At 60.5% G+C, this 17756-nt stretch carries 16 protein-coding genes; 9 read left to right on the forward strand and 7 right to left on the reverse strand.

Features of this window, described 5'->3' with window-relative positions; all coding sequences use genetic code 11:
- Positions 1–13: 13 nt before the first annotated feature.
- Positions 14–1099 (reverse strand): oxidoreductase, encoded by a 1086-nt coding sequence (locus ET34_RS0119265; RefSeq protein ID WP_031524789.1) that lies wholly within the window; start codon positions 1097–1099, stop codon positions 14–16.
- A gap of 258 nt (positions 1100–1357) precedes the next feature.
- Between ET34_RS0119265 and ET34_RS0119270 the strand changes: the two genes are divergently transcribed.
- From ET34_RS0119270 to ET34_RS0119285, 4 genes are read left to right on the forward strand one after another with little or no spacing between them, the layout of a single operon-like run.
- The gene (locus tag ET34_RS0119270) at positions 1358–2863 is read left to right on the forward strand and encodes a sugar ABC transporter ATP-binding protein (protein WP_031524790.1); all 1506 of its coding nucleotides are present in this window, start codon (positions 1358–1360) and stop codon (positions 2861–2863) included.
- Positions 2860–3855 carry an ABC transporter permease gene (locus ET34_RS0119275; protein ID WP_031524792.1) on the forward strand — a complete coding sequence of 332 codons (996 nt, stop codon included), beginning with the start codon at positions 2860–2862 and terminating at the stop codon, positions 3853–3855. The genes ET34_RS0119270 and ET34_RS0119275 overlap by 4 nt, the downstream gene beginning before the upstream one ends.
- A gap of 23 nt (positions 3856–3878) precedes the next feature.
- Positions 3879–4943: a sugar ABC transporter substrate-binding protein gene (locus ET34_RS0119280; protein ID WP_031524794.1), complete on the forward strand. Its 1065-nt coding sequence runs from the start codon at positions 3879–3881 to the stop codon at positions 4941–4943.
- Positions 4943–6187 (forward strand): LVIVD repeat-containing protein, encoded by a 1245-nt coding sequence (locus ET34_RS0119285; RefSeq protein ID WP_031524796.1) that lies wholly within the window; start codon positions 4943–4945, stop codon positions 6185–6187. The genes ET34_RS0119280 and ET34_RS0119285 overlap by 1 nt, the downstream gene beginning before the upstream one ends.
- Positions 6188–6194: 7 nt before the next feature.
- On the opposite strand, the gene mtnK is transcribed toward ET34_RS0119285, so the two are convergent.
- Positions 6195–7394 carry an S-methyl-5-thioribose kinase gene (gene mtnK / locus ET34_RS0119290; protein WP_031524798.1) on the reverse strand — a complete coding sequence of 400 codons (1200 nt, stop codon included), beginning with the start codon at positions 7392–7394 and terminating at the stop codon, positions 6195–6197.
- A 106-nt stretch (positions 7395–7500) separates the two neighbouring features.
- Between mtnK and mtnA the strand changes: the two genes are divergently transcribed.
- Positions 7501–8523, forward strand: coding sequence for an S-methyl-5-thioribose-1-phosphate isomerase (mtnA, locus tag ET34_RS0119295; RefSeq protein WP_031524800.1), 1023 nt, complete (start codon positions 7501–7503; stop codon positions 8521–8523).
- Between the two features lie 67 nt (positions 8524–8590).
- Here the strand turns inward: mtnA and ET34_RS0119300 are convergent, their stop codons facing one another.
- The 3 genes from ET34_RS0119300 to ET34_RS0119310 are packed head-to-tail and all read right to left on the reverse strand — an operon-like array spanning position 8591 to position 10430.
- Entirely contained in the window at positions 8591–9133 is a 543-nt protein-coding gene (locus tag ET34_RS0119300; protein WP_031524801.1) for a 1,2-dihydroxy-3-keto-5-methylthiopentene dioxygenase, read from the reverse strand.
- A complete protein-coding gene (gene mtnC, locus ET34_RS0119305; RefSeq protein WP_031524802.1) occupies positions 9130–9819 on the reverse strand; it encodes an acireductone synthase in 690 nt (229 codons plus the stop codon). The genes ET34_RS0119300 and mtnC overlap by 4 nt, the downstream gene beginning before the upstream one ends.
- Positions 9816–10430, reverse strand: coding sequence for a methylthioribulose 1-phosphate dehydratase (locus ET34_RS0119310; protein WP_031524804.1), 615 nt, complete (start codon positions 10428–10430; stop codon positions 9816–9818). The genes mtnC and ET34_RS0119310 overlap by 4 nt, the downstream gene beginning before the upstream one ends.
- Positions 10431–10565: 135 nt before the next feature.
- Between ET34_RS0119310 and ET34_RS0119315 the strand changes: the two genes are divergently transcribed.
- From ET34_RS0119315 to ET34_RS0119330, 4 genes are all read left to right on the forward strand, one after another.
- Complete coding sequence (locus tag ET34_RS0119315; RefSeq protein ID WP_031524806.1) at positions 10566–11726, forward strand: pyridoxal phosphate-dependent aminotransferase; 1161 nt, start codon at positions 10566–10568, stop codon at positions 11724–11726.
- A gap of 354 nt (positions 11727–12080) precedes the next feature.
- Positions 12081–12644, forward strand: coding sequence for an alkyl hydroperoxide reductase subunit C (ahpC, locus tag ET34_RS0119320; protein WP_031524808.1), 564 nt, complete (start codon positions 12081–12083; stop codon positions 12642–12644).
- A gap of 250 nt (positions 12645–12894) precedes the next feature.
- Positions 12895–14460 (forward strand): alkyl hydroperoxide reductase subunit F, encoded by a 1566-nt coding sequence (gene ahpF / locus ET34_RS0119325; protein ID WP_031524810.1) that lies wholly within the window; start codon positions 12895–12897, stop codon positions 14458–14460.
- A gap of 236 nt (positions 14461–14696) precedes the next feature.
- On the forward strand, positions 14697–15929 hold the full coding sequence (locus ET34_RS0119330; RefSeq protein ID WP_031524811.1) for a zinc-dependent alcohol dehydrogenase: 1233 nt from the start codon (positions 14697–14699) through the stop codon (positions 15927–15929).
- Between the two features lie 74 nt (positions 15930–16003).
- Here ET34_RS0119330 and rnk read toward each other — a convergent pair whose 3' ends face one another.
- Both rnk and ET34_RS21150 read right to left on the reverse strand, forming a co-directional pair.
- Positions 16004–16414, reverse strand: a complete 411-nt coding sequence (gene rnk / locus ET34_RS0119335; RefSeq protein WP_031524813.1) for a nucleoside diphosphate kinase regulator — start codon at positions 16412–16414, stop codon at positions 16004–16006.
- A gap of 146 nt (positions 16415–16560) precedes the next feature.
- Positions 16561–17756, reverse strand: a 1196-nt coding sequence (locus tag ET34_RS21150) for a GntP family permease (RefSeq protein ID WP_031524815.1), incomplete at its 5' end; no start/stop codon positions are given.

The raw sequence follows: 17756 nt of genomic DNA on the forward strand, positions 1-17756 counted from the left end.
TGATGGCGCTGAGTTATTTCCCCCAGCGTTCCACCTTTTCAAAAGCGGCACGCAGCGTCTGCGGAGTGATGGCCTCTGGCAGGGCGTGGATGGACTCTACCGGCCGCAGGGTGTGAGCAATCACCTTATCCAGCTCCGGACTGTGAATATCGACGTCCAGCTGTGCCAGCCGGGTCGGCAGATTAAAGCGCTGGTAAGCCGCAATCAGGGTATCCAGCACATCGTCCAGGCCGAGCAGGGCGCTCTGCACCAGAATGCCGTAGGCCACTTTGGTGCCGTGCAGAAACTTCCCGGTCTGCGGCAGTACGGTTAGGCCGTTATGCACCGCATGGGCCGCCGCCACACGGGTATAGCGCTCGCCAAGCCCGCCAACCATGCCGCCTCCGGCAACGATCGCATCCACCACGTCGCGAAAATCCTGGCTCAGCACGCCGCGCTGCTGGTCGGCCAGTGCCGCTTCGCTCTGGTTAAGCAGCACGTCGCGGATCGCCAGCGCGTTGTTGATGCCGAGGCGGACCGTTAACGGCAGCTGCTCCGGCTGCGGGGCCAGCACCACGGCTTCATACCATTTCGCCAGCGTATCGCCGATGCCCGCCAGCAGATAGTCCACCGGGGCACGGAGAATAATCTCCGGCTCCACCAACACCAGATGATTGGCATCGTCAAAAATCTCGAAGTGCAGCGCCTGTCCGGCATCGTTGTACCACACCGAGAGCGGGGTCCAGGCCGCACAGGTGGCGGCGATGGAGGGGATGCACACTACCGGCAGGCCAAGACGGCGCGCCAGTGCTTTAGCAGTATCCAGCAACGCACCGCCGCCGACGCCAATCACCACCGCGCGATCGTCACCCGCTTCCCGGGCCAGGCTCGCGACATCGCTTTCGCTGCAATGACCGCGAAACAGGATCTGCTTCGCGCCCGGCGCATTAAAAGAGGGCGGCAGGAACGGGCGGGCGGCGGCAATGGCGCGTTCACCGTATACCCACACCGCGCGGGAGAGCTGTTCGGGGGTGTAAAGCGCGTCGAGCTGCGCCAGCGCGCCCGTATGGGAGTAGTAGTTAGCCGGGCCGGGAACGACGCGAATGGCGGTATCAGTCATGAAGTTGTCCTTTTTTATTTTTTTACACCCTACCACATGCAGACTTCCAGACGTCTGATTAAATGCGCGTTGCCAGATGCATTTTTTTCATGTTGCTCCCCGTCAGAGCCGCAACATGAATAATTTTGATGTTACATCCAGACATCTGGACGGCTAATAATTATTTGCTTTATCTTATGCCGATTCGTTCATTGCCAGCGGATATATCCTCGTGAAAAAGTGGCAAAACACGCTTATACCGCTCAGGAGATCGCCGCCATGTCCGTAACGCAACGCCTTGAAATGCGGGATATCTCCATCGCGTTTGGCGGTTTCCGGGCGCTGACCGCCGTGGACTTCACCCTGAACGGCGGATCGGTGCACGCCCTGACTGGGGCCAACGGAGCCGGAAAATCCACGCTGATGGCGGTGCTGTGCGGAACGTACCCGCACTACACCGGCACCGTTCTGATTGATGGCGAACCGGTGACCATCCGTGCCCCGCGCGATGCTAAAGCGCTGGGCATTCATCTGGTGCAGCAGGAAGTTGATGTGGCGCTGGTGCCGGGCCTGAGCGTGGCGGAAAACATCCTGCTGGATAACCTCGCCGCGCCGGGCCATCGCTATCGCTGGGGGGCCGTGCGTCAGCGGGCGCGCGAGGCGCTGGCCCAGCTTGATGTGGATCTCGACGTTAACCGCCGGATTGACGACTGCACGCTGGCGCAAAAGCAGCAGGTGCTGCTGGCCCGGGCGCTGTCGCACCGCTGCCGGTTCCTGATCCTCGATGAACCCACCGCGCCGCTGGATCAGCATGAAAGCGAGCGCTTATTTACCGTAGTGAAACGCCTGCAACAGCAGGGGATTGGCGTCGTGTTTATTTCCCATCGCTTGCAGGAGCTGAATGCGGTGTGCGACACCCTGACGGTGCTGCGCGACGGCCAGCTGATCGAGTCCGGGCCGATGCAGGCCCTGGATGCCGGTGAGATCGTCGAGAAGATGCTCGGCCACCAGCTCACCGATCTCTACCCGCCGCGCCGACCGGCGCACAACGGCGAAACGCTGCTGCGCGTCGAAGGGCTGCACGACGACCAACTGCTGGACAACATCTCTTTACACCTGAAACGCGGTGAAATTCTCGGTATCGCCGGGCTGGCGGGGGCCGGGAAAACCGAGCTGTGCAAGGCGCTGTTCGGGGCCAGCAAAAGCCGCGTCGCAGCGGGGGAGCTGAAGGGCGAACGCTGGCGTCCCCGGGATCCGGCAGATTCCGTGGCGCGTGGCGTGGCGCTGATCCCCGAGGAGCGCCGCAAAGAGGGCATCTTTATTGACGAGCCGGTGAGCATGAATCTCGCCGTCAGCGCCGATAAACACTTTTCGCGCTGGAGCCTGTTTGGTCATCGCGCGGCGTGGCGCTGGGCCGAGCAGGTCATTGCCCGCCTTGGGGTGCGCACCACCGGGCCGGGGCAGCCGCTGCGTCGCCTCTCCGGCGGCAACCAGCAGAAGGTGGCGATTGGCAAATGGCTGCGCGGCGGGGCGGAGGTGTTGATCTTCGACGAACCGACCAAAGGCGTGGACGTGAAAGCCAAAAGTGACCTGTTTGTGCTCATCGACCAGCTGGCCCGCGACGGCAAAGGGGTGATCTACGCCTCGGGGGAGTTCAGTGAGCTGGTCGGGCTGTGCGATCGCATCTGCGTGCTGTGGGACGGGCGCATCGTCGCCGAAATGGAAGGCCACCAGGCCTCGGAAGAAACCTTATTACTTTACTCCACCGGAGGAACCCCCGCGTGAACAAAGCCGTAGCGCTGAAACCGACGCTGTCGGCGCGTCAGCAGATTATCGAGTTTCTCTATAAGTGGGGAATGCTGGTCACCGTGGTGGCGCTGATCGCCATCTTCGGCATCGCCTCAGATAACTTTCTCGATCCGAACAACATCATCAATATCCTGCGCTCTATCGCCATCGTGACGGTGATTGCGGTCGGGGTATCGATCTCACTCACCATCGGCGGCTTCGACCTGTCGGTTGGCTCCACCGCCTCGCTGGCAAACGCGCTGGTGATTTCGCTGTTCGTCTGGCACGGCTTCGGCACCACCGGGGCGATTGTGGTCACGCTGCTGCTCTGCACCCTGGTGGGATTGTTCAATGCCTTTCTTATCGTGGTGCTGAAGATCCCCGATATGCTCGCCACGCTTGCCAGCCTGTTTGTGATTCAGGGCGTGGCGATGACTTACAGCTACGGCGGCTCCATCACCGAAAACATGGTGCTGCCGAGCGGCGATATGGCGGAAGGAGCGATCCCGGCGGCGTTTGGCCTGCTCGGCCAGGTGCCGACCATCGTTATCATTATGCTGGCGGTGACGCTGGTGGCGCAGCTCGGCCTGTCGCTCACCACCCACGGGCGACGCATGTACGCCATCGGCGGCAACCCGGAAGCGGCGCGGCTGTCGGGCATCCGCACCACCCGCTACAAGGTGGCGGCCTACGTTATCGCCTCGCTGCTGGCCGGGCTTGGCGGCATTCTGCTGGCATCGCGCATCGGCTCCTCACAGGTCAACGCCGGGGGCGGCTACCTGATGGATGCCGTGGCCGCAGCGTGGATTGGTTTTTCACTGGCCGGTTCCGGCAAGCCTAACGCGCTCGGCACGCTGGTGGGGGCGGTGATCCTCGGCGTGCTCTCCAACGGCCTGGTGATGCTTTCGGTTCCGTATTACGCGATGGACATTATCAAAGGGCTGGTGCTCGCCGCCGCGCTGGCCATTACCTACATTCAGCGACGTTAACCTTTTACCGACAGGGAATTATGATGAAAAAAATAACGCTTTCACTGCTGGCGCTTGGCCTGTTCAGCGCGCTGCCCGGTTTCGCCGCCACGCCAGCACCGGTGCCGGAGGCCATTGCCGGCCACAGCGGCCCGATCCGCATTGCGGTGATCCGCAATCTCGGTTCCGATGACAACACCACCCAGTTTGTTGCCGGGGCGATCCAGCAGGGGAAAAAGCTCGGCTTTAAGGTCAGTACCTTCCTGAGCAACGGCGACGATGCGAAGTTTCAGGACTTCGTCAATCAGGCCATCAGCCAGAAATATGACGGCATTATTCTCTCTCAGGGGCGCGATCCCTATTCCACGCAGCTGGTGAAACGCATTGTCGATGCGGGGATCAAGGTGTCGGTGTTTGATACCGCGGTTAACGGCGACATTCCAGGCGTGACCGTCACCCAGCAGGATGATGCCTCGCTGACCGATCTCTCCTTCGGCCAGCTGGCGAAGGACTTCAACGGCAAAGCGAACATCATCAAGCTGTGGGTGGCAGGCTTCCCGCCGATGGAGCGCCGTCAGGCCGCCTATAAGGAACTGCAAAAGCAGTACCCGGAGATCAAAGAGCTGGAGTCCATCGGTGCGGTGTCTTCCGATGTGCAGGGCGACACCGCCAACAAGGTGGGCGCGGTACTGGCGAAATACCCGAAAGGGCAGATTGATGCCATCTGGGGCACCTGGGACGCCTTCAGCCAGGGCGCGTACAAAGCGCTGAAGGAAAACGGCCGCACCGAGATCAAACTCTACAGCATCGACATCTCCAACCAGGATCTGCAGCTGATGCGTGAAGCGGGCAGCCCATGGAAAGTGAGCGTGGCGGTAGATCCGAAGCTGATTGGCGCCACCAACGTGCGCCTGATTGCCAACAAAATTGCCGGTGAGCCGACCCCGGCAACCTATGATTTTAAAGCCGCTGCCATCCCGCAGGCGCTGTTGACCAGCCAGGCGGGTACGGTGAACGTGGCGAGCCTTGGCAAAATCATCCCTGGCTGGGGCCAGACCGATGATTTCATCGCCCCGTGGTTTGCCACCCTCGAAGCGCAGCACAAATAATGGCAGCCGAACTTCCGCGCCCGGACTACAGCCGCAATATGCGGCTGATAGCGCACTCCGATCAGGGGGGACGTCCGGACGGCGTACAGCTGATGGTGCATCGCGGCTATGCGTATATCGGGCACATGGTGTCGCAGGGCTTTTCCATTGTTGACGTGCGCGATGCGAAGCACCCGAAGGCGGTGGGATTTGTTCCCGCGCCGCCCGGCACCTGGAATATTCATCTGCAGGCCCATGACGATCTGCTGCTGGTGATCAACGCCCGGGATCTGTTCGCCGATGCCCGCTTTGCCGATGAGAAGGTGTACTACACCCGCCAGGTGGGCGACACGGTGCGCGACGTGCATGACAAAGGCTGGAGCGCCGGGCTGCGGATCTTCGACATCTCCACGCCGGATAAGCCGCGCGAAATCAGCTTCCTGTCGCTGGAGGGTATCGGCATCCACCGGATCTGGTACGTGGGCGGGCGCTGGGCCTATGTGTCGGCGCTGATCGACGGCTTCAGCGATTACATCTTTCTCACTATCGATCTGGCGGACCCGCGTAAACCTGAAGTGGCAGGGCGCTGGTGGCTGCCAGGGATGCACGCCGCGGCGGGGGAGCAGCCGTCGTGGCCGGAAGGTAAGCGCTACGCGCTGCATCACGCCATCATCGCCGGGGATACCGCCTACGGGAGCTGGCGCGACGGGGGCCTGACGATTCTGGATGTGAAGGACCGCAGCCAGCCGACGCTTATCAGCCACCGTAACTGGAGTCCGCCGTTTGGCGGTGGCACCCATACGGCGCTGCCCTTGCCGGACCGCGATCTGCTGGTGGTGCTGGATGAAGCGGTGCTCGACAATCAAGAGGATGGTGAGAAGCTGATCTGGCTGTTTGATATCCGCGAGCCGGCGAACCCGGTCAGCATCGCGACCTTCCCGCAGCCGGACGAAACGGATTACGTGGCAAAAGGGGCGCACTTCGGGCCGCACAACCTGCACGAGAACCGGCCAGGAAGTTTTGTTAGTTCCACGCTGATTTTTGCTACGTATCAGAATGCGGGGGTGCGCGCCTATGACATCTCCAACCCGTACCGCCCGGTAGAGACCGGGGCGCTGGTGCCGGCTGCGCCAGCGCGCATGATGGATACCCGTCCTGGCCGGCCGCAGGTGATTCAGTCCTGCGACGTATTTGTCGATGCCCAGGGCATTATCTACAGCACCGACTACAACGGCGGCCTGTCGGTGATTGAGTATCTGGGGTAAAGTCAGATTAGCTGTACTGCCGCACCCGGATAACCAGCTCGTCAACGTTATCGACCTGGCCGGCGATAAGGATCAGTGCTTTGCCGAGTTCAATCGCGTGGCGCAGGCAGGCGTGCTGCATCTCTTCATCGCTGATGGTATCGATGTCCGCCACGTGTGACAGGCCGACGCTGCGGCGGATCAGTTCGCTGCCGGCGAAACCGACCGCATCGCTCAGCACCTTCTTCAGGAAATCTTCCACATAGCCCGGCTGGGCCAGCGCGGCGTCGCGGGTGTCGGTGACGGCAAGCCGGGTAAAGCGCGTCGCGAAGGTACTCCACAGCTCATGAATATCGGTAAGACGCTGTTCGCGGGCTGCGGCGGCGTCGCGAATGCCCAGTTGGCTCGGCGCACCGCAGTAGTTCAGCAGCAGATTACCGATCGCGGTCCCGACATCAAACCCAATTGGGCCGACGTAGCCAAACTCAGCATCAATCGCTTTCAGGCTGCCGTCAGCGACAAAAATCGAGCCGCTGTGAATGTCGCCGTGCAGCAGGGCTTCGGCGTGCGAGAAGAAGCGGTGTTTCAGGCTGGCAACTGCGCGTTTCAGGGCCGGATCGTCGCGCAGCGCGGCAACGTCAGCGTCAATGGCTGCCGGGTAGCTGTTGCGCTCGTGGATCTGGTAGGGATCGTTGAAGAACAGATCTTCGGTGATCTCGCACATCTCGGGGTTGATGAACTGCGCCACCAGCGCCTTTTTCTTGTGCGGATGCAGGTAAAAGTCGCTGGTATAAAACAGCGTGCGCGCCAGGTACTCGCCGAGCTGCTGCGCGGCGGCAGGGTAGTGGATGCCTTTAATCAGCTCGCCGCGCCAGATGCGGTGGTCGGAAAGGTCTTCCATCACCATCACCGCCAGCGCCGCGTCGTAATGCAGCACCTTAACCGTGTGCTGCGGGCAGTGGCGGTAGTGCTCTACCAGCGTCTGGGCTTCGAGCCGCGCGCGGTCCAGCGTCAGCGGCCAGGATTCGCCCACGCAGCGCACGTAGGGCAGCGCCTGCTTCACGATGATGCGGCTCTGATGATGAATATCGAAAATTTTAAATACCAGATTGAGGTTACCGTCGCCGATCTCCCGAGCGTCCACCAGTTCATCAGGGTTGTCCAGCCCGCCGAATTGTTGGGCGTAAGCCACGGCATCGGCGGCGGTGAAGGTGCGGTATTGCGACATTGCCACTGTCCTCTGTTATTCTGGATATTAAGCCATTCAGACGTCTATACATCTGGACTTCATCCTGACACAATGTCGTACAACAACGCAACAGGGATTTAACGACATGCAGACACTTCAGACCACCAGCCTGCGGGTAGAGGGCAACCAGTTCTGGATCCTCGACCAGCAGGCGCTGCCGCAGCAAAAAAACTGGCTTCCGGCCGACAGCGTCGAGGCGCTGGTCGGGCATATCCACGCCCTGCGGGTGCGCGGTGCGCCGCTGATTGGTCTGTCCGCCAGCCTGCTGCTGGCGCTGCTGGCCGAGCGCGGTGCCAGCCGCGAGGCGCTGGCTGCGGCGCTGGAGACGCTGCGTGCGGCGCGTCCGACGGCGGTTAACCTGATGAATAATCTTGACCGTATGCGTGCAGCGCTGGCGCAGCCGGACTACGTGCCGGCGCTGGTTACGGAAGCGCTGCGGCTGGTAGAGGAGGACAGGGCGCTGTGCGACCGCATCGCCCACGCCGGGTCCGCGCTGGTGCCGCCCGGCAGCCGCCTGCTGACCCACTGCAACACCGGCGGGCTGGCGACGGCCGGACGCGGCACCGCGCTGGGGGTTATCGCCCATGCGTTTGAGGCGGGCAAGGTGGCTAACGTCTGGGTGGATGAAACCCGACCGCTGCTTCAGGGCGGGCGTCTGACGGCCTGGGAGCTGGGTGAGTGGGGCGTACCGTACCGGCTGATTACCGACTCGATGGCGGCGAGCCTGATGGCTCAGGGCGAGGTTGATGCCGTATGGGTCGGCGCGGATCGCATTGCGGTTAACGGCGATGTAGCGAATAAGATCGGCACCTACTCGCTGGCCGTGCTGGCGCACTATCACCGCATTCCATTTTACGTGGCGGCACCGCAGACCACGCTGGACCCGGCCTGCCCGAACGGGGCGGCGATCCCGATTGAACAGCGCGCCGCGACGGAAATTACCGGCGTGGCGGGAAGCTTTGGTGCGGTGCAGTGGGCACCTGAGCAGGCCGCCGTGTATAACCCGGCATTCGATGTCACCCCCGCAGAGCTTATCAGCGCCTGGGTGCTGGACAGCGGCGTGGTCACCCCGGAGCAGGTGCGCGATGGGATTTTTGCGGGGCGGTGAGGGATAAGGGTGGGCGCGCTATGCTAACCCACCCTGGAAAGTGACAGAAGGTTTTACCCGGCGGGGATTACGCCAGCGTCGGATAGCCCGCTGCGATGTCATTCCCGGTGAACTGCGCGATCCAGCCCTCCGGATTATCGAAGATGCGGATTGCGGTAAAGCTCGGCTCGGAGCCCATATCGAACCAGTGCGGCGTGCCGGCGGGCACCGAGATCAGGTCGTTTTTCTCGCACAGCACCTGATAGACCTTGTCGCTAATGTGCAGGCAGAACAGTCCGGCCCCTTCCACAAAGAAGCGCACTTCGTCCTCGCCGTGGGTATGTTCGTTGAGGAATTTGTCGCGCATCGCCGCTTTCTGCGGGTTATCCGGGCGGATGCTGATCACATCCCAGCTCTGATAGCCTTTCTCCTGCACCAGCCGGTCGATGGCGTGCTGATAAGCGTCAATCACCGTCTGCGCATCCGGCTCGGCACCCAGTTCGCGATCTGCGGCCCAGCGCTCAAAGCGCACGCCCTGGGCGTTCAGCTGCGCCTTGATCTCCTCGGCGTCGCGGCTCTGCCACAGCGCGGTGGTGGCGTCGTTGTCGGAAAAAATCGTCAGTCCACTCATAAGGCACTCTGCTCCATTACAATGTCGCTAAACGTCGCGACCTGGCGATGCTGGCTGGCGGTGTCCGCCGCGCCGCGAATCAGCTGTACCGTCCGCCAGCCTGCCGCGCTGGCTGCGTCCAGTTCCTGATGGATATCCGATAAAAATAGCAGCGAATCGGCAGGCGCGCCGATCTGCGCGGCGATGTTGCGATAGGACTGCTCGTCACGTTTGGCACCCACGTGGGTATCAAAGTAGCCGCTGAACAGCGACGTAATGTCGCCCGCATCGCTGTAGCCAAACAGGAGTTTTTGCGCCGCAACCGAGCCTGATGAATACACGTAAAGGTCGATTCCCCGGGCGCGCCAGGCCTGCAGCGCCGGGACCACGTCGGGATAAAGGTGGCCGGTAAAGTCGCCGTTGAGATAGCCGTCGCGCCAGATGTGGCCCTGTAGGGCTTTCAGCGCCGTGGATTTGCGGTCCTCATCCATAAAGCGCAGCAGCGTGGCGATCAGCGTGTCGGTATCGGCTTGCGGTGCAGCAATCTCTTCGCGCAGGGCGCTAAGGGCGCTGCGCACCGGATCGCTCGCCTGCCGGGTGCGTACCACCTCTGCCAGACGCTCGCGGGCATAGGGGAACAGCACGTTGTGCACGAAGCGGATGTCGCTGGTGGTGCCTTCAATGTCGGTAACAATCGCGCGAATCATTTTCTCTCCAGCTGGCGTAAGCGCAGTTCGCATTCAAATAAAAATTCCAGTCCTTCCAGGTGGCGGCGGGCTTCGCTCACGTCCCGGCCCCAACAGGTGAGGCCGTGGCCGCGCAGCAGGAAACCATAGCGCAGCGGGGTGGTCTCTGCATACTGTGCGATGCGCTCAGCCAGCGCCGCGATGTCCTGATCGTTGTCGAACAGTGGGATATCAACCGTATCGAGATGGGACTGCTGTCCGGCCAGCGATTTCTGCATTTCGTAGCCCTGCAGGCGCAGCAGCGGGGACGTTTCGATGCGCGACAGCACCGTGGCATTCACGGTATGAACATGGAGCACCGCGTTGGCCTCCGGGAACAGACGATAAATCAGGGTGTGCAGCCCGGTTTCCGCCGATGGTCTGCGGCCGGACGGCGCGGTGTTGGTCGCGATCTCCACCTGGAGAAAATCGTCGCGGGTCAGGCTGCCTTTATCGCGGCCCGATTCGCTGAGCCAGCACCAGCGCGCATCTTCGCGCACCGACATATTGCCGCCGGTGGCGGGTGCCCAGCCTTTATGGCCAATCCAGCGGCAGGTTTCTACCAGGGCTTCAAGGTGCAGCGGTTGTGTCATGTGCAGGCTCCGTCTGTCGGGAGGATTAGTGTTGTTATTTAGACGTCTAAGCGTCTTGATTGCCAAATACTAACATCGTGATATAGTGGCGGCAACACACGCATTACAATCTGAATCCTGACAGGCACAAAAATAATGAGCGCTAACCCCCTGATTCCTGAAAGCAAACTTCCCGCACTCGGCACCACCATCTTTACGCAAATGAGCGCGCTGGCGCAGGCGCATCAGGCGATCAACCTCTCGCAGGGGTTCCCGGATTTCGACGGGCCGCGCTTCTTACAGGAGCGACTGGCGTACCATGTGGCGCAGGGGGCGAACCAGTATGCGCCAATGACCGGCGTAGCACCGCTGCGCGAGGCCATTGCCGATAAGACCGCGGCGCTCTATGGCTATCGCCCGGATGCTGACACTGAGGTCACCGTGACGGCCGGTGCCACGGAAGCGCTTTACGCTGCCATCACTGCGCTGGTGCGACCGGGGGATGAAGTGGTCTGCTTCGACCCGAGCTATGACAGCTACGCCCCGGCCATTCAGCTGGCGGGCGGCGTGCTGAAGCGCCAGGCGCTGCAGCCGCCGCATTTCCGCGTCGACTGGGCCCATTTTGCCTCGCTGCTGAGTGACAAAACCCGCTTAGTGATCCTCAACACGCCGCACAATCCTTCCGCCACGGTATGGCAGCAGGCCGACTTTGCCGCGCTGTGGCAGGCCATCGCCGCGCGCAACATTTTTGTGCTGAGCGATGAAGTGTATGAGCACATCTGTTTTGCTCCGGAAGGCCACGCCAGCGTGCTGAGCCACCCGCAGCTGCGCGAGCGCGCCATTGCCGTGTCGTCGTTCGGCAAAACCTATCATATGACCGGCTGGAAGGTGGGGTACTGCATTGCACCCGCAGCCCTGAGCGCCGAGGTGCGTAAAGTGCACCAGTATCTGACGTTCTCGGTGAATACCCCGGCGCAGCTGGCGCTGGCCGACATGCTGCGCGAGCAGCCTGAGCATTACCGCGAACTGCCGGCGTTCTACCGCGCGCGGCGCGATCGCTTTGTGCAGGCGCTGGCGGCGAGCCGCTTTGAGATCCTGCCATGCGAAGGCACCTATTTTCTGCTGGCGGACTACAGCGCGATCTCCGATCTGGATGACGTCAGCTTCTGCCGCTGGCTAACCACCGAGGTCGGTGTGGCAGCGATCCCGCTGTCGGTATTCTGTGCCGATCCCTTCCCGCATAAACTGATTCGGCTGTGCTTTGCCAAGCAGGAAGCGACGCTGGACGCCGCCGCGGCACGTCTGGTTTCGCTCTGAAATCAGACAGCCAGAACCTATCACAGCCATAGGCGAGAAAGCGGAAAAGGCGCATTGCCCTTTTGCAGGGGGAGTGTTCTAATCAGTGCGTTTTGCGTGTTTTTGCAAAACACGCCCTTGAAGTTACCTGCGGGTATTTCAGGTTCAAAGCCACCCGTCTCAGGTGGCTTTTTTGTTTATAGAGCAAAACCGAACGTTGGCGCGGAAAAAGGTGCATAAGCCGTTTTTGTCCGTCGCAAAGCATCCGGGTAAAGGTTGTTAGCTATCGCTTATTGATTTGATAATGCAAACGCATTAGCAGCAGCGAGAGAATTTCGATACCTTTATCCCATCGAAACCACGGAGGAAGTATAGATGTCCTTGATTAATACCAAAATCAAACCTTTCAAAAACATGGCGTTCAAAAACGGTGAATTCATCGAAGTCACCGAGAAAGACACTGAAGGCCGCTGGAGCGTATTCTTCTTCTATCCGGCTGACTTCACCTTCGTATGCCCGACCGAACTGGGCGACGTTGCCGATCACCACGACGAACTGCAGAAGCTGGGCGTAGACGTTTACTCTGTGTCTACCGACACCCACTTCACCCACAAAGCATGGCACAGCAGCTCCGACACCATCGCAAAAATCAAATACGCGATGATCGGTGACCCGACTGGCGCCCTGACCCGTAACTTCGAAAACATGCGTGAAGACGAAGGTCTGGCTGACCGTGGTACCTTCATCGTTGACCCGCAGGGCATCATCCAGGCGATTGAAGTTACCGCTGAAGGCATCGGCCGCGACGCGTCTGACCTGCTGCGTAAAATCAAAGCTGCTCAGTACGTTGCTGCTCACCCAGGCGAAGTGTGCCCGGCTAAGTGGAAAGAAGGCGAAGCGACTCTGGCTCCTTCCCTCGACCTGGTCGGCAAAATCTAAAAATTTCTGTCGTCTTTCACGCCACGGGTGCGTTGGCTTCGCTTACTCACCCCGGTCACTTACTTGTGTAAGCTCCCGGGGATTCATAAGCTCGCCGCCTTGCCGTAACGCGAAATACTCGGAAATTTACGTAATATATCGGGTGCAGTTTTGCACCCGATTTTTATCCCGCACACCATGATTCAAGTTGCATTCAGGCAGCCGCAAAAGGCAGCTTGCATGATGATGTTTTAAGCCCAGGAGATTAACAATGCTCGACACCAATATGAAAACCCAGCTCAAAGCATACCTTGAGCGTCTGACGAAGCCTGTTGAGTTGATTGCCACGCTGGATGACAGCGCGAAATCGATTGAAATCAAGGAACTGCTGGCTGAGATCGCTGAACTGTCTGACAAAGTCTCGTTCAAAGAAGACAACACGCTGCCGGTTCGCAAACCGTCATTCCTGATCACCAACCCAGGCTCTACCAAAGGCCCGCGCTTTGCCGGTTCCCCGCTGGGTCACGAATTTACTTCTCTGGTGCTGGCGCTGCTGTGGACCGGTGGTCACCCGTCGAAAGAAGCGAAAGAGCTGCTGGAGCAGATCGCTAACCTCGATGGCGACTTCGAGTTTGAAACTTACTACTCGCTCTCCTGCCATAACTGCCCGGACGTGGTGCAGGCGCTGAACCTGATGGCGGTGCTGAACCCGCGTATCAAGCACACCGCAGTGGACGGCGGCGCGTTCCAGAACGAAATCACCGAACGCAACGTGATGGGCGTACCGGCGGTATTCCTGAACGGTAACGAGTTCGGCTCTGGCCGTATGACGCTGGCGGAAATCGTTGCCAAAGTGGATACCGGCGCGGAAAAACGTGCGGCGGAAGCCCTGAACCAGCGTGATGCTTACGACGTGCTGATCGTCGGCTCCGGCCCGGCGGGCGCGGCAGCAGCGGTGTACTCTGCGCGTAAAGGCATTCGTACCGGTCTGATGGGCGAGCGTTTCGGCGGCCAGGTGCTGGATACCGTGGATATCGAAAACTACATTTCGGTGCCGAAAACAGAAGGTCAGAAGCTGGCGGGCGCCCTGAAAGCGCACGTTAACGACTATGACGTTGACGTTATCGACTCCCAGAGCGCAACTCGCCTGGTTCCGGCAAGCGTTGAAGGCGGCCTGCACCAGATCGAAACCGCGTCTGGCGCCACCCTGAAAGCGCGCAGCATCATCATCGCGACCGGTGCTAAATGGCGTAACATGAACGTGCCGGGTGAAGAGCAGTACCGCACCAAAGGCGTGACCTACTGCCCGCACTGTGACGGCCCGCTGTTTAAAGGCAAACGCGTTGGCGTCATCGGCGGCGGTAACTCCGGCGTTGAAGCGGCCATCGACCTGGCCGGTATCGTTGAACACGTTACCCTGCTGGAGTTTGCACCGGAGATGAAAGCGGACCAGGTGCTGCAGGACAAACTGCGCAGCCTGCCGAACGTGGAGATCATCCTCAACGCCATGACCACCGAAGTGATCGGCGACGGCAGCAAAATGACCGCACTGGAGTATCAGGATCGCGTCAGCGGTGCGAAACACACCCTGGAGCTGGCGGGTATCTTCGTCCAGATTGGTCTGCTGCCGAACACTAACTGGCTGGAAGGCGCCATTGAGCGCAGCCGCATGGGCGAAATCATCATCGACGCCAAATGCGAAACCAGCGTTAAAGGCGTGTTCGCGGCGGGTGACTGCACCACCGTGCCGTACAAGCAGATCATCATCGCTACCGGCGAAGGTGCGAAAGCGTCTCTGAGCGCGTTTGACTATCTGATCCGTACCAAAACCGCGTAACGCCCCGCGTGACGTGACAAAAAGGCCGCCGATGCGGCCTTTTTTTATGCCCAGGATAAATCCCAATCATCCGCCGTCTGGCCGCAAAAAGGCGGGCAGGGCATCTGGCCTGGCTACCCTTGGTCAGAGGAGAGTGAAGCGTACCGCTTCGCTTTTTCACTGAAATTCCAGCCACCCGGCTCACTGTGCGCAGATAAAAAACGTCGCAGAGCCTGGCGTAACCAGGAGGCCAGATTATGAAAGCGTTAACCTATCACGGTGCCCACGATGTCCGCGTCGATAATGTTCCAGACCCCTCCATTTTCGCCGATGATGACGTGATCCTGCGCGTCACCGCCACCGCCATCTGCGGCTCAGACCTGCACCTTTACCGCGGTAAAATTCCGCAAACCGAGCACGGCGACATCTTCGGCCATGAGTTTATGGGCGAAGTGGTGGAAACCGGACGCGGTATCACCAACCTGCGCAAGGGCGATCGCGTGGTAGTCCCGTTTGTGATTGCCTGCGGCGACTGTTTCTTTTGCCACCTGCAACAGTATTCCGCCTGTGAAACCACCAATCCTGGTCACGGCGCCGCGCTGAACAAGAAACAGATCCCGGCCCCGGCGGCACTGTTTGGCTTCAGCCACCTCTACGGCGGCGTGCCGGGCGGGCAGGCGGAGTACGTGCGCGTGCCGAAAGCTAACGTCGGCCCGATCAAAGTCCCGTCAACCCTGGCTGATGATAAAGTGCTGTTCCTGTCGGACATTCTGCCCACCGCATGGCAGGCGGTGAAAAACGCCGAGATCGGGAAAGGCTCGCGCGTGGCGATCTATGGTGCTGGCCCGGTTGGCTTGCTGAGCGCCGCCTGCGCCCGCTATCTGGGGGCCGAGCAGATCTTTATGGTCGATCACAACGCCTACCGCCTGGCGTTTGCCGAACAGCGCTACGGCGCGATCCCGATTAACTTTGATGAGATTGACGATCCGGCAGCGGCGATCATTGAGCGTACCCTCGGCAACCGCGGCGTGGACGGCGTGATTGATGCTGTCGGCTTCGAAGCGAAAGGCAGCAAAACCGAAACCCTGCTCACTAACCTGAAAATTGAGGGCAGTAGCGGCAAGGCGCTGCGCCAGTGTATCGCTGCGGTGCGCCGCGGCGGCGTGGTGAGCGTGCCGGGCGTCTATGCCGGATTTATCCACGGCTTTATGTTCGGCGATGCGTTTGATAAAGGCATCACCTTTAAAATGGGGCAGACCCACGTGCAGAAATGGCTGCCGGAACTGCTGGAGCTGATTGAAAAAGGGCTTATTCACCCGGAAGAGATTGTTACTCACTACATGCCGCTCGATGCGGCTGCGGAAGGCTACAAAATCTTTGAAAAGCGCGAAGATGAGTGCCGGAAGGTGATTTTGGTGCCGGGAGCTGCTTCACCTGAAGCCGCGCGCGTCAGGGTGACCGGAATCGTCAATACGCCGCTGGTGCCATAACAGGCTGCGTTAAAACGGAAAGAGGATGCGTGAGCATCCTCTGCAACAACGCGCAGGCGCGTCAGTCGGGGAGGTCAGAGGTGGAAATCACCGGCGGCTTCAGGCTGATAGCGCAGCGCCAGCACTTCCAGATGCGCCTCGCTGCCGCCCGGGAGCGTCCACTGGATGGTTTTCCCCACTTCAAGTCCCAACAGCGCCGCGCCCACAGGGGCCAGCACCGAGAGCTGGGTGCTGCTGTCCGTCATCTGCGACGGGTACACCAGTTTACGCACGTAGCGCTCGCCGCTGGCTAAATCGCGAAACTCCACTTCACTTTGCATGCTCACCACGTTGTGCGGCATCGCCTGCGGGGCGAGCAGCGTTGCGCGATCGAGTTCGGCATTCAGCGCCTGGGCAACCGGAAGCGTGGCGTACTCGGGCTTTTCAAGCAGCGAATCGATACGCACCGCATCAAGTTCATTGATGATGATGGCTGGTCTGGACATCTCTTACTCCATGTTATGTCGTGCATCCCGCAGCGTGCGGGTGATTGCGCCAAAAGAAAACCCTCACCGCCAGGCGATGAGGGTTAGCTAAGGGGATAATACTGGCCCTGAAGACGCTTTTGAAGTGCGTTACTTCACAATCTTCCTTACAGGATCAGGCTGCCGATAGCGGCGAAGATAAACGCCAGGCTGCCGAGCAGGGTTTCCATCACGGTCCAGGTTTTCAGAGTGGTTTTCTCGTCCATCTCCAGGAAGCGGCCAACCAGCCAGAAACCGGAGTCGTTAACGTGGGACAGCACGGTAGCGCCGCCGGCGATGGCGATAACGATGAAGCACAGGTCGAATTCACTCAGGCCGGTAGTGGCCTGCACCATCGGGGCGACCAGCGCCGCGGTGGTGGTCAATGCCACGGTCGCCGAGCCTTGTGCCACGCGCAGGGCGGTAGAGATGACGAAGGCCGCCACGATAATTGGCATCCCGGTGTCGGAGAGCACGCCCGCCAGCGCATCGCCGATGCCGCTGGCGCGCAGCACGCCGCCGAACATCCCGCCCGCGCCGGTCACCAGAATGATGCCGCAGATCGGACCCAGCGCGCCGTCGCAGATTTTTTCCAGATGGCTGAGGCTGTGACGACCGCTGAAGACCCAGAGCGAGAAGAAGACGGTGATCAGCAGGGCAATCGGGGTTTTCCCCAGCATGCGCAGGAAGTTCACCACCGTACTGTCCGCGCTGACCCAGCCCAGCACCGTGGCGGTATTCAGGCCGGTATCGAGGAAAATCAGCACCAGCGGCATCAGCAGGATAGTCAGCACCATGCCAAATGACGGCGGCTTGTGGTTAGCATCCTGCTCCACTTCGCCGAGGAAGGAAGAGGGCAGCTTAATATCGAATTTTTTACCGGCATACTGGCCGTACAGGTAACCGCCAATGTACCAGGTGGGCAGGGCGATAATCAGGCCCACGAACACCAGCAGGCCGATGTTGGCACCCAGCAGTTCGCTGGCAGCAACCGGACCCGGATGTGGTGGCACCAGCGCGTGCATCACTGCAAACGCGCCCGCCGCCGGGAAGGCGTACTTCAGGGTCGAGCCGCCAAACTGCCTGGCCACGCTGAAGATAATCGGCAGCATCACCACCAGACCGGCATCAAAGAAGATTGGGAAGCCGAACAGCAGCGAGGCCACGCCAAGAGCAAACGGGGCGCGATGCGAGCCGAATTTGTTTATCAGGGTATCGGCCAGCACTTTGGCACCGCCGGAGACTTCCAGCAGGCGGCCAATCATCGCGCCCAGGCCCACCAGCAGGGCGACACCCGCCAGCGTCGAACCGAAGCCGCTCAGGA

The organism is Siccibacter colletis, assembly GCF_000696575.1.
GTDB classification, from domain to species: domain Bacteria; phylum Pseudomonadota; class Gammaproteobacteria; order Enterobacterales; family Enterobacteriaceae; genus Siccibacter; species Siccibacter colletis.

Excerpts from the sequence above, each read along its gene's own strand:
- ET34_RS0119265 (WP_031524789.1), bottom strand. The coding sequence starts at position 1,099 with ATGACTGATACCGCCATTCGCGTCGTTCCCGGCCCGGCTAACTACTAC.
- ET34_RS0119270 (WP_031524790.1), top strand. The coding sequence starts at position 1,358 with ATGTCCGTAACGCAACGCCTTGAAATGCGGGATATCTCCATCGCGTTT.
- ET34_RS0119280 (WP_031524794.1), top strand. The coding sequence starts at position 3,879 with ATGAAAAAAATAACGCTTTCACTGCTGGCGCTTGGCCTGTTCAGCGCG.
- ET34_RS0119285 (WP_031524796.1), top strand. The coding sequence starts at position 4,943 with ATGGCAGCCGAACTTCCGCGCCCGGACTACAGCCGCAATATGCGGCTG.
- mtnK (WP_031524798.1), bottom strand. The coding sequence starts at position 7,394 with ATGTCGCAATACCGCACCTTCACCGCCGCCGATGCCGTGGCTTACGCC.
- mtnA (WP_031524800.1), top strand. The coding sequence starts at position 7,501 with ATGCAGACACTTCAGACCACCAGCCTGCGGGTAGAGGGCAACCAGTTC.
- ET34_RS0119300 (WP_031524801.1), bottom strand. The coding sequence starts at position 9,133 with ATGAGTGGACTGACGATTTTTTCCGACAACGACGCCACCACCGCGCTG.
- mtnC (WP_031524802.1), bottom strand. The coding sequence starts at position 9,819 with ATGATTCGCGCGATTGTTACCGACATTGAAGGCACCACCAGCGACATC.
- ET34_RS0119310 (WP_031524804.1), bottom strand. The coding sequence starts at position 10,430 with ATGACACAACCGCTGCACCTTGAAGCCCTGGTAGAAACCTGCCGCTGG.
- ET34_RS0119315 (WP_031524806.1), top strand. The coding sequence starts at position 10,566 with ATGAGCGCTAACCCCCTGATTCCTGAAAGCAAACTTCCCGCACTCGGC.
- ahpC (WP_031524808.1), top strand. The coding sequence starts at position 12,081 with ATGTCCTTGATTAATACCAAAATCAAACCTTTCAAAAACATGGCGTTC.
- ahpF (WP_031524810.1), top strand. The coding sequence starts at position 12,895 with ATGCTCGACACCAATATGAAAACCCAGCTCAAAGCATACCTTGAGCGT.
- ET34_RS0119330 (WP_031524811.1), top strand. The coding sequence starts at position 14,697 with ATGAAAGCGTTAACCTATCACGGTGCCCACGATGTCCGCGTCGATAAT.
- rnk (WP_031524813.1), bottom strand. The coding sequence starts at position 16,414 with ATGTCCAGACCAGCCATCATCATCAATGAACTTGATGCGGTGCGTATC.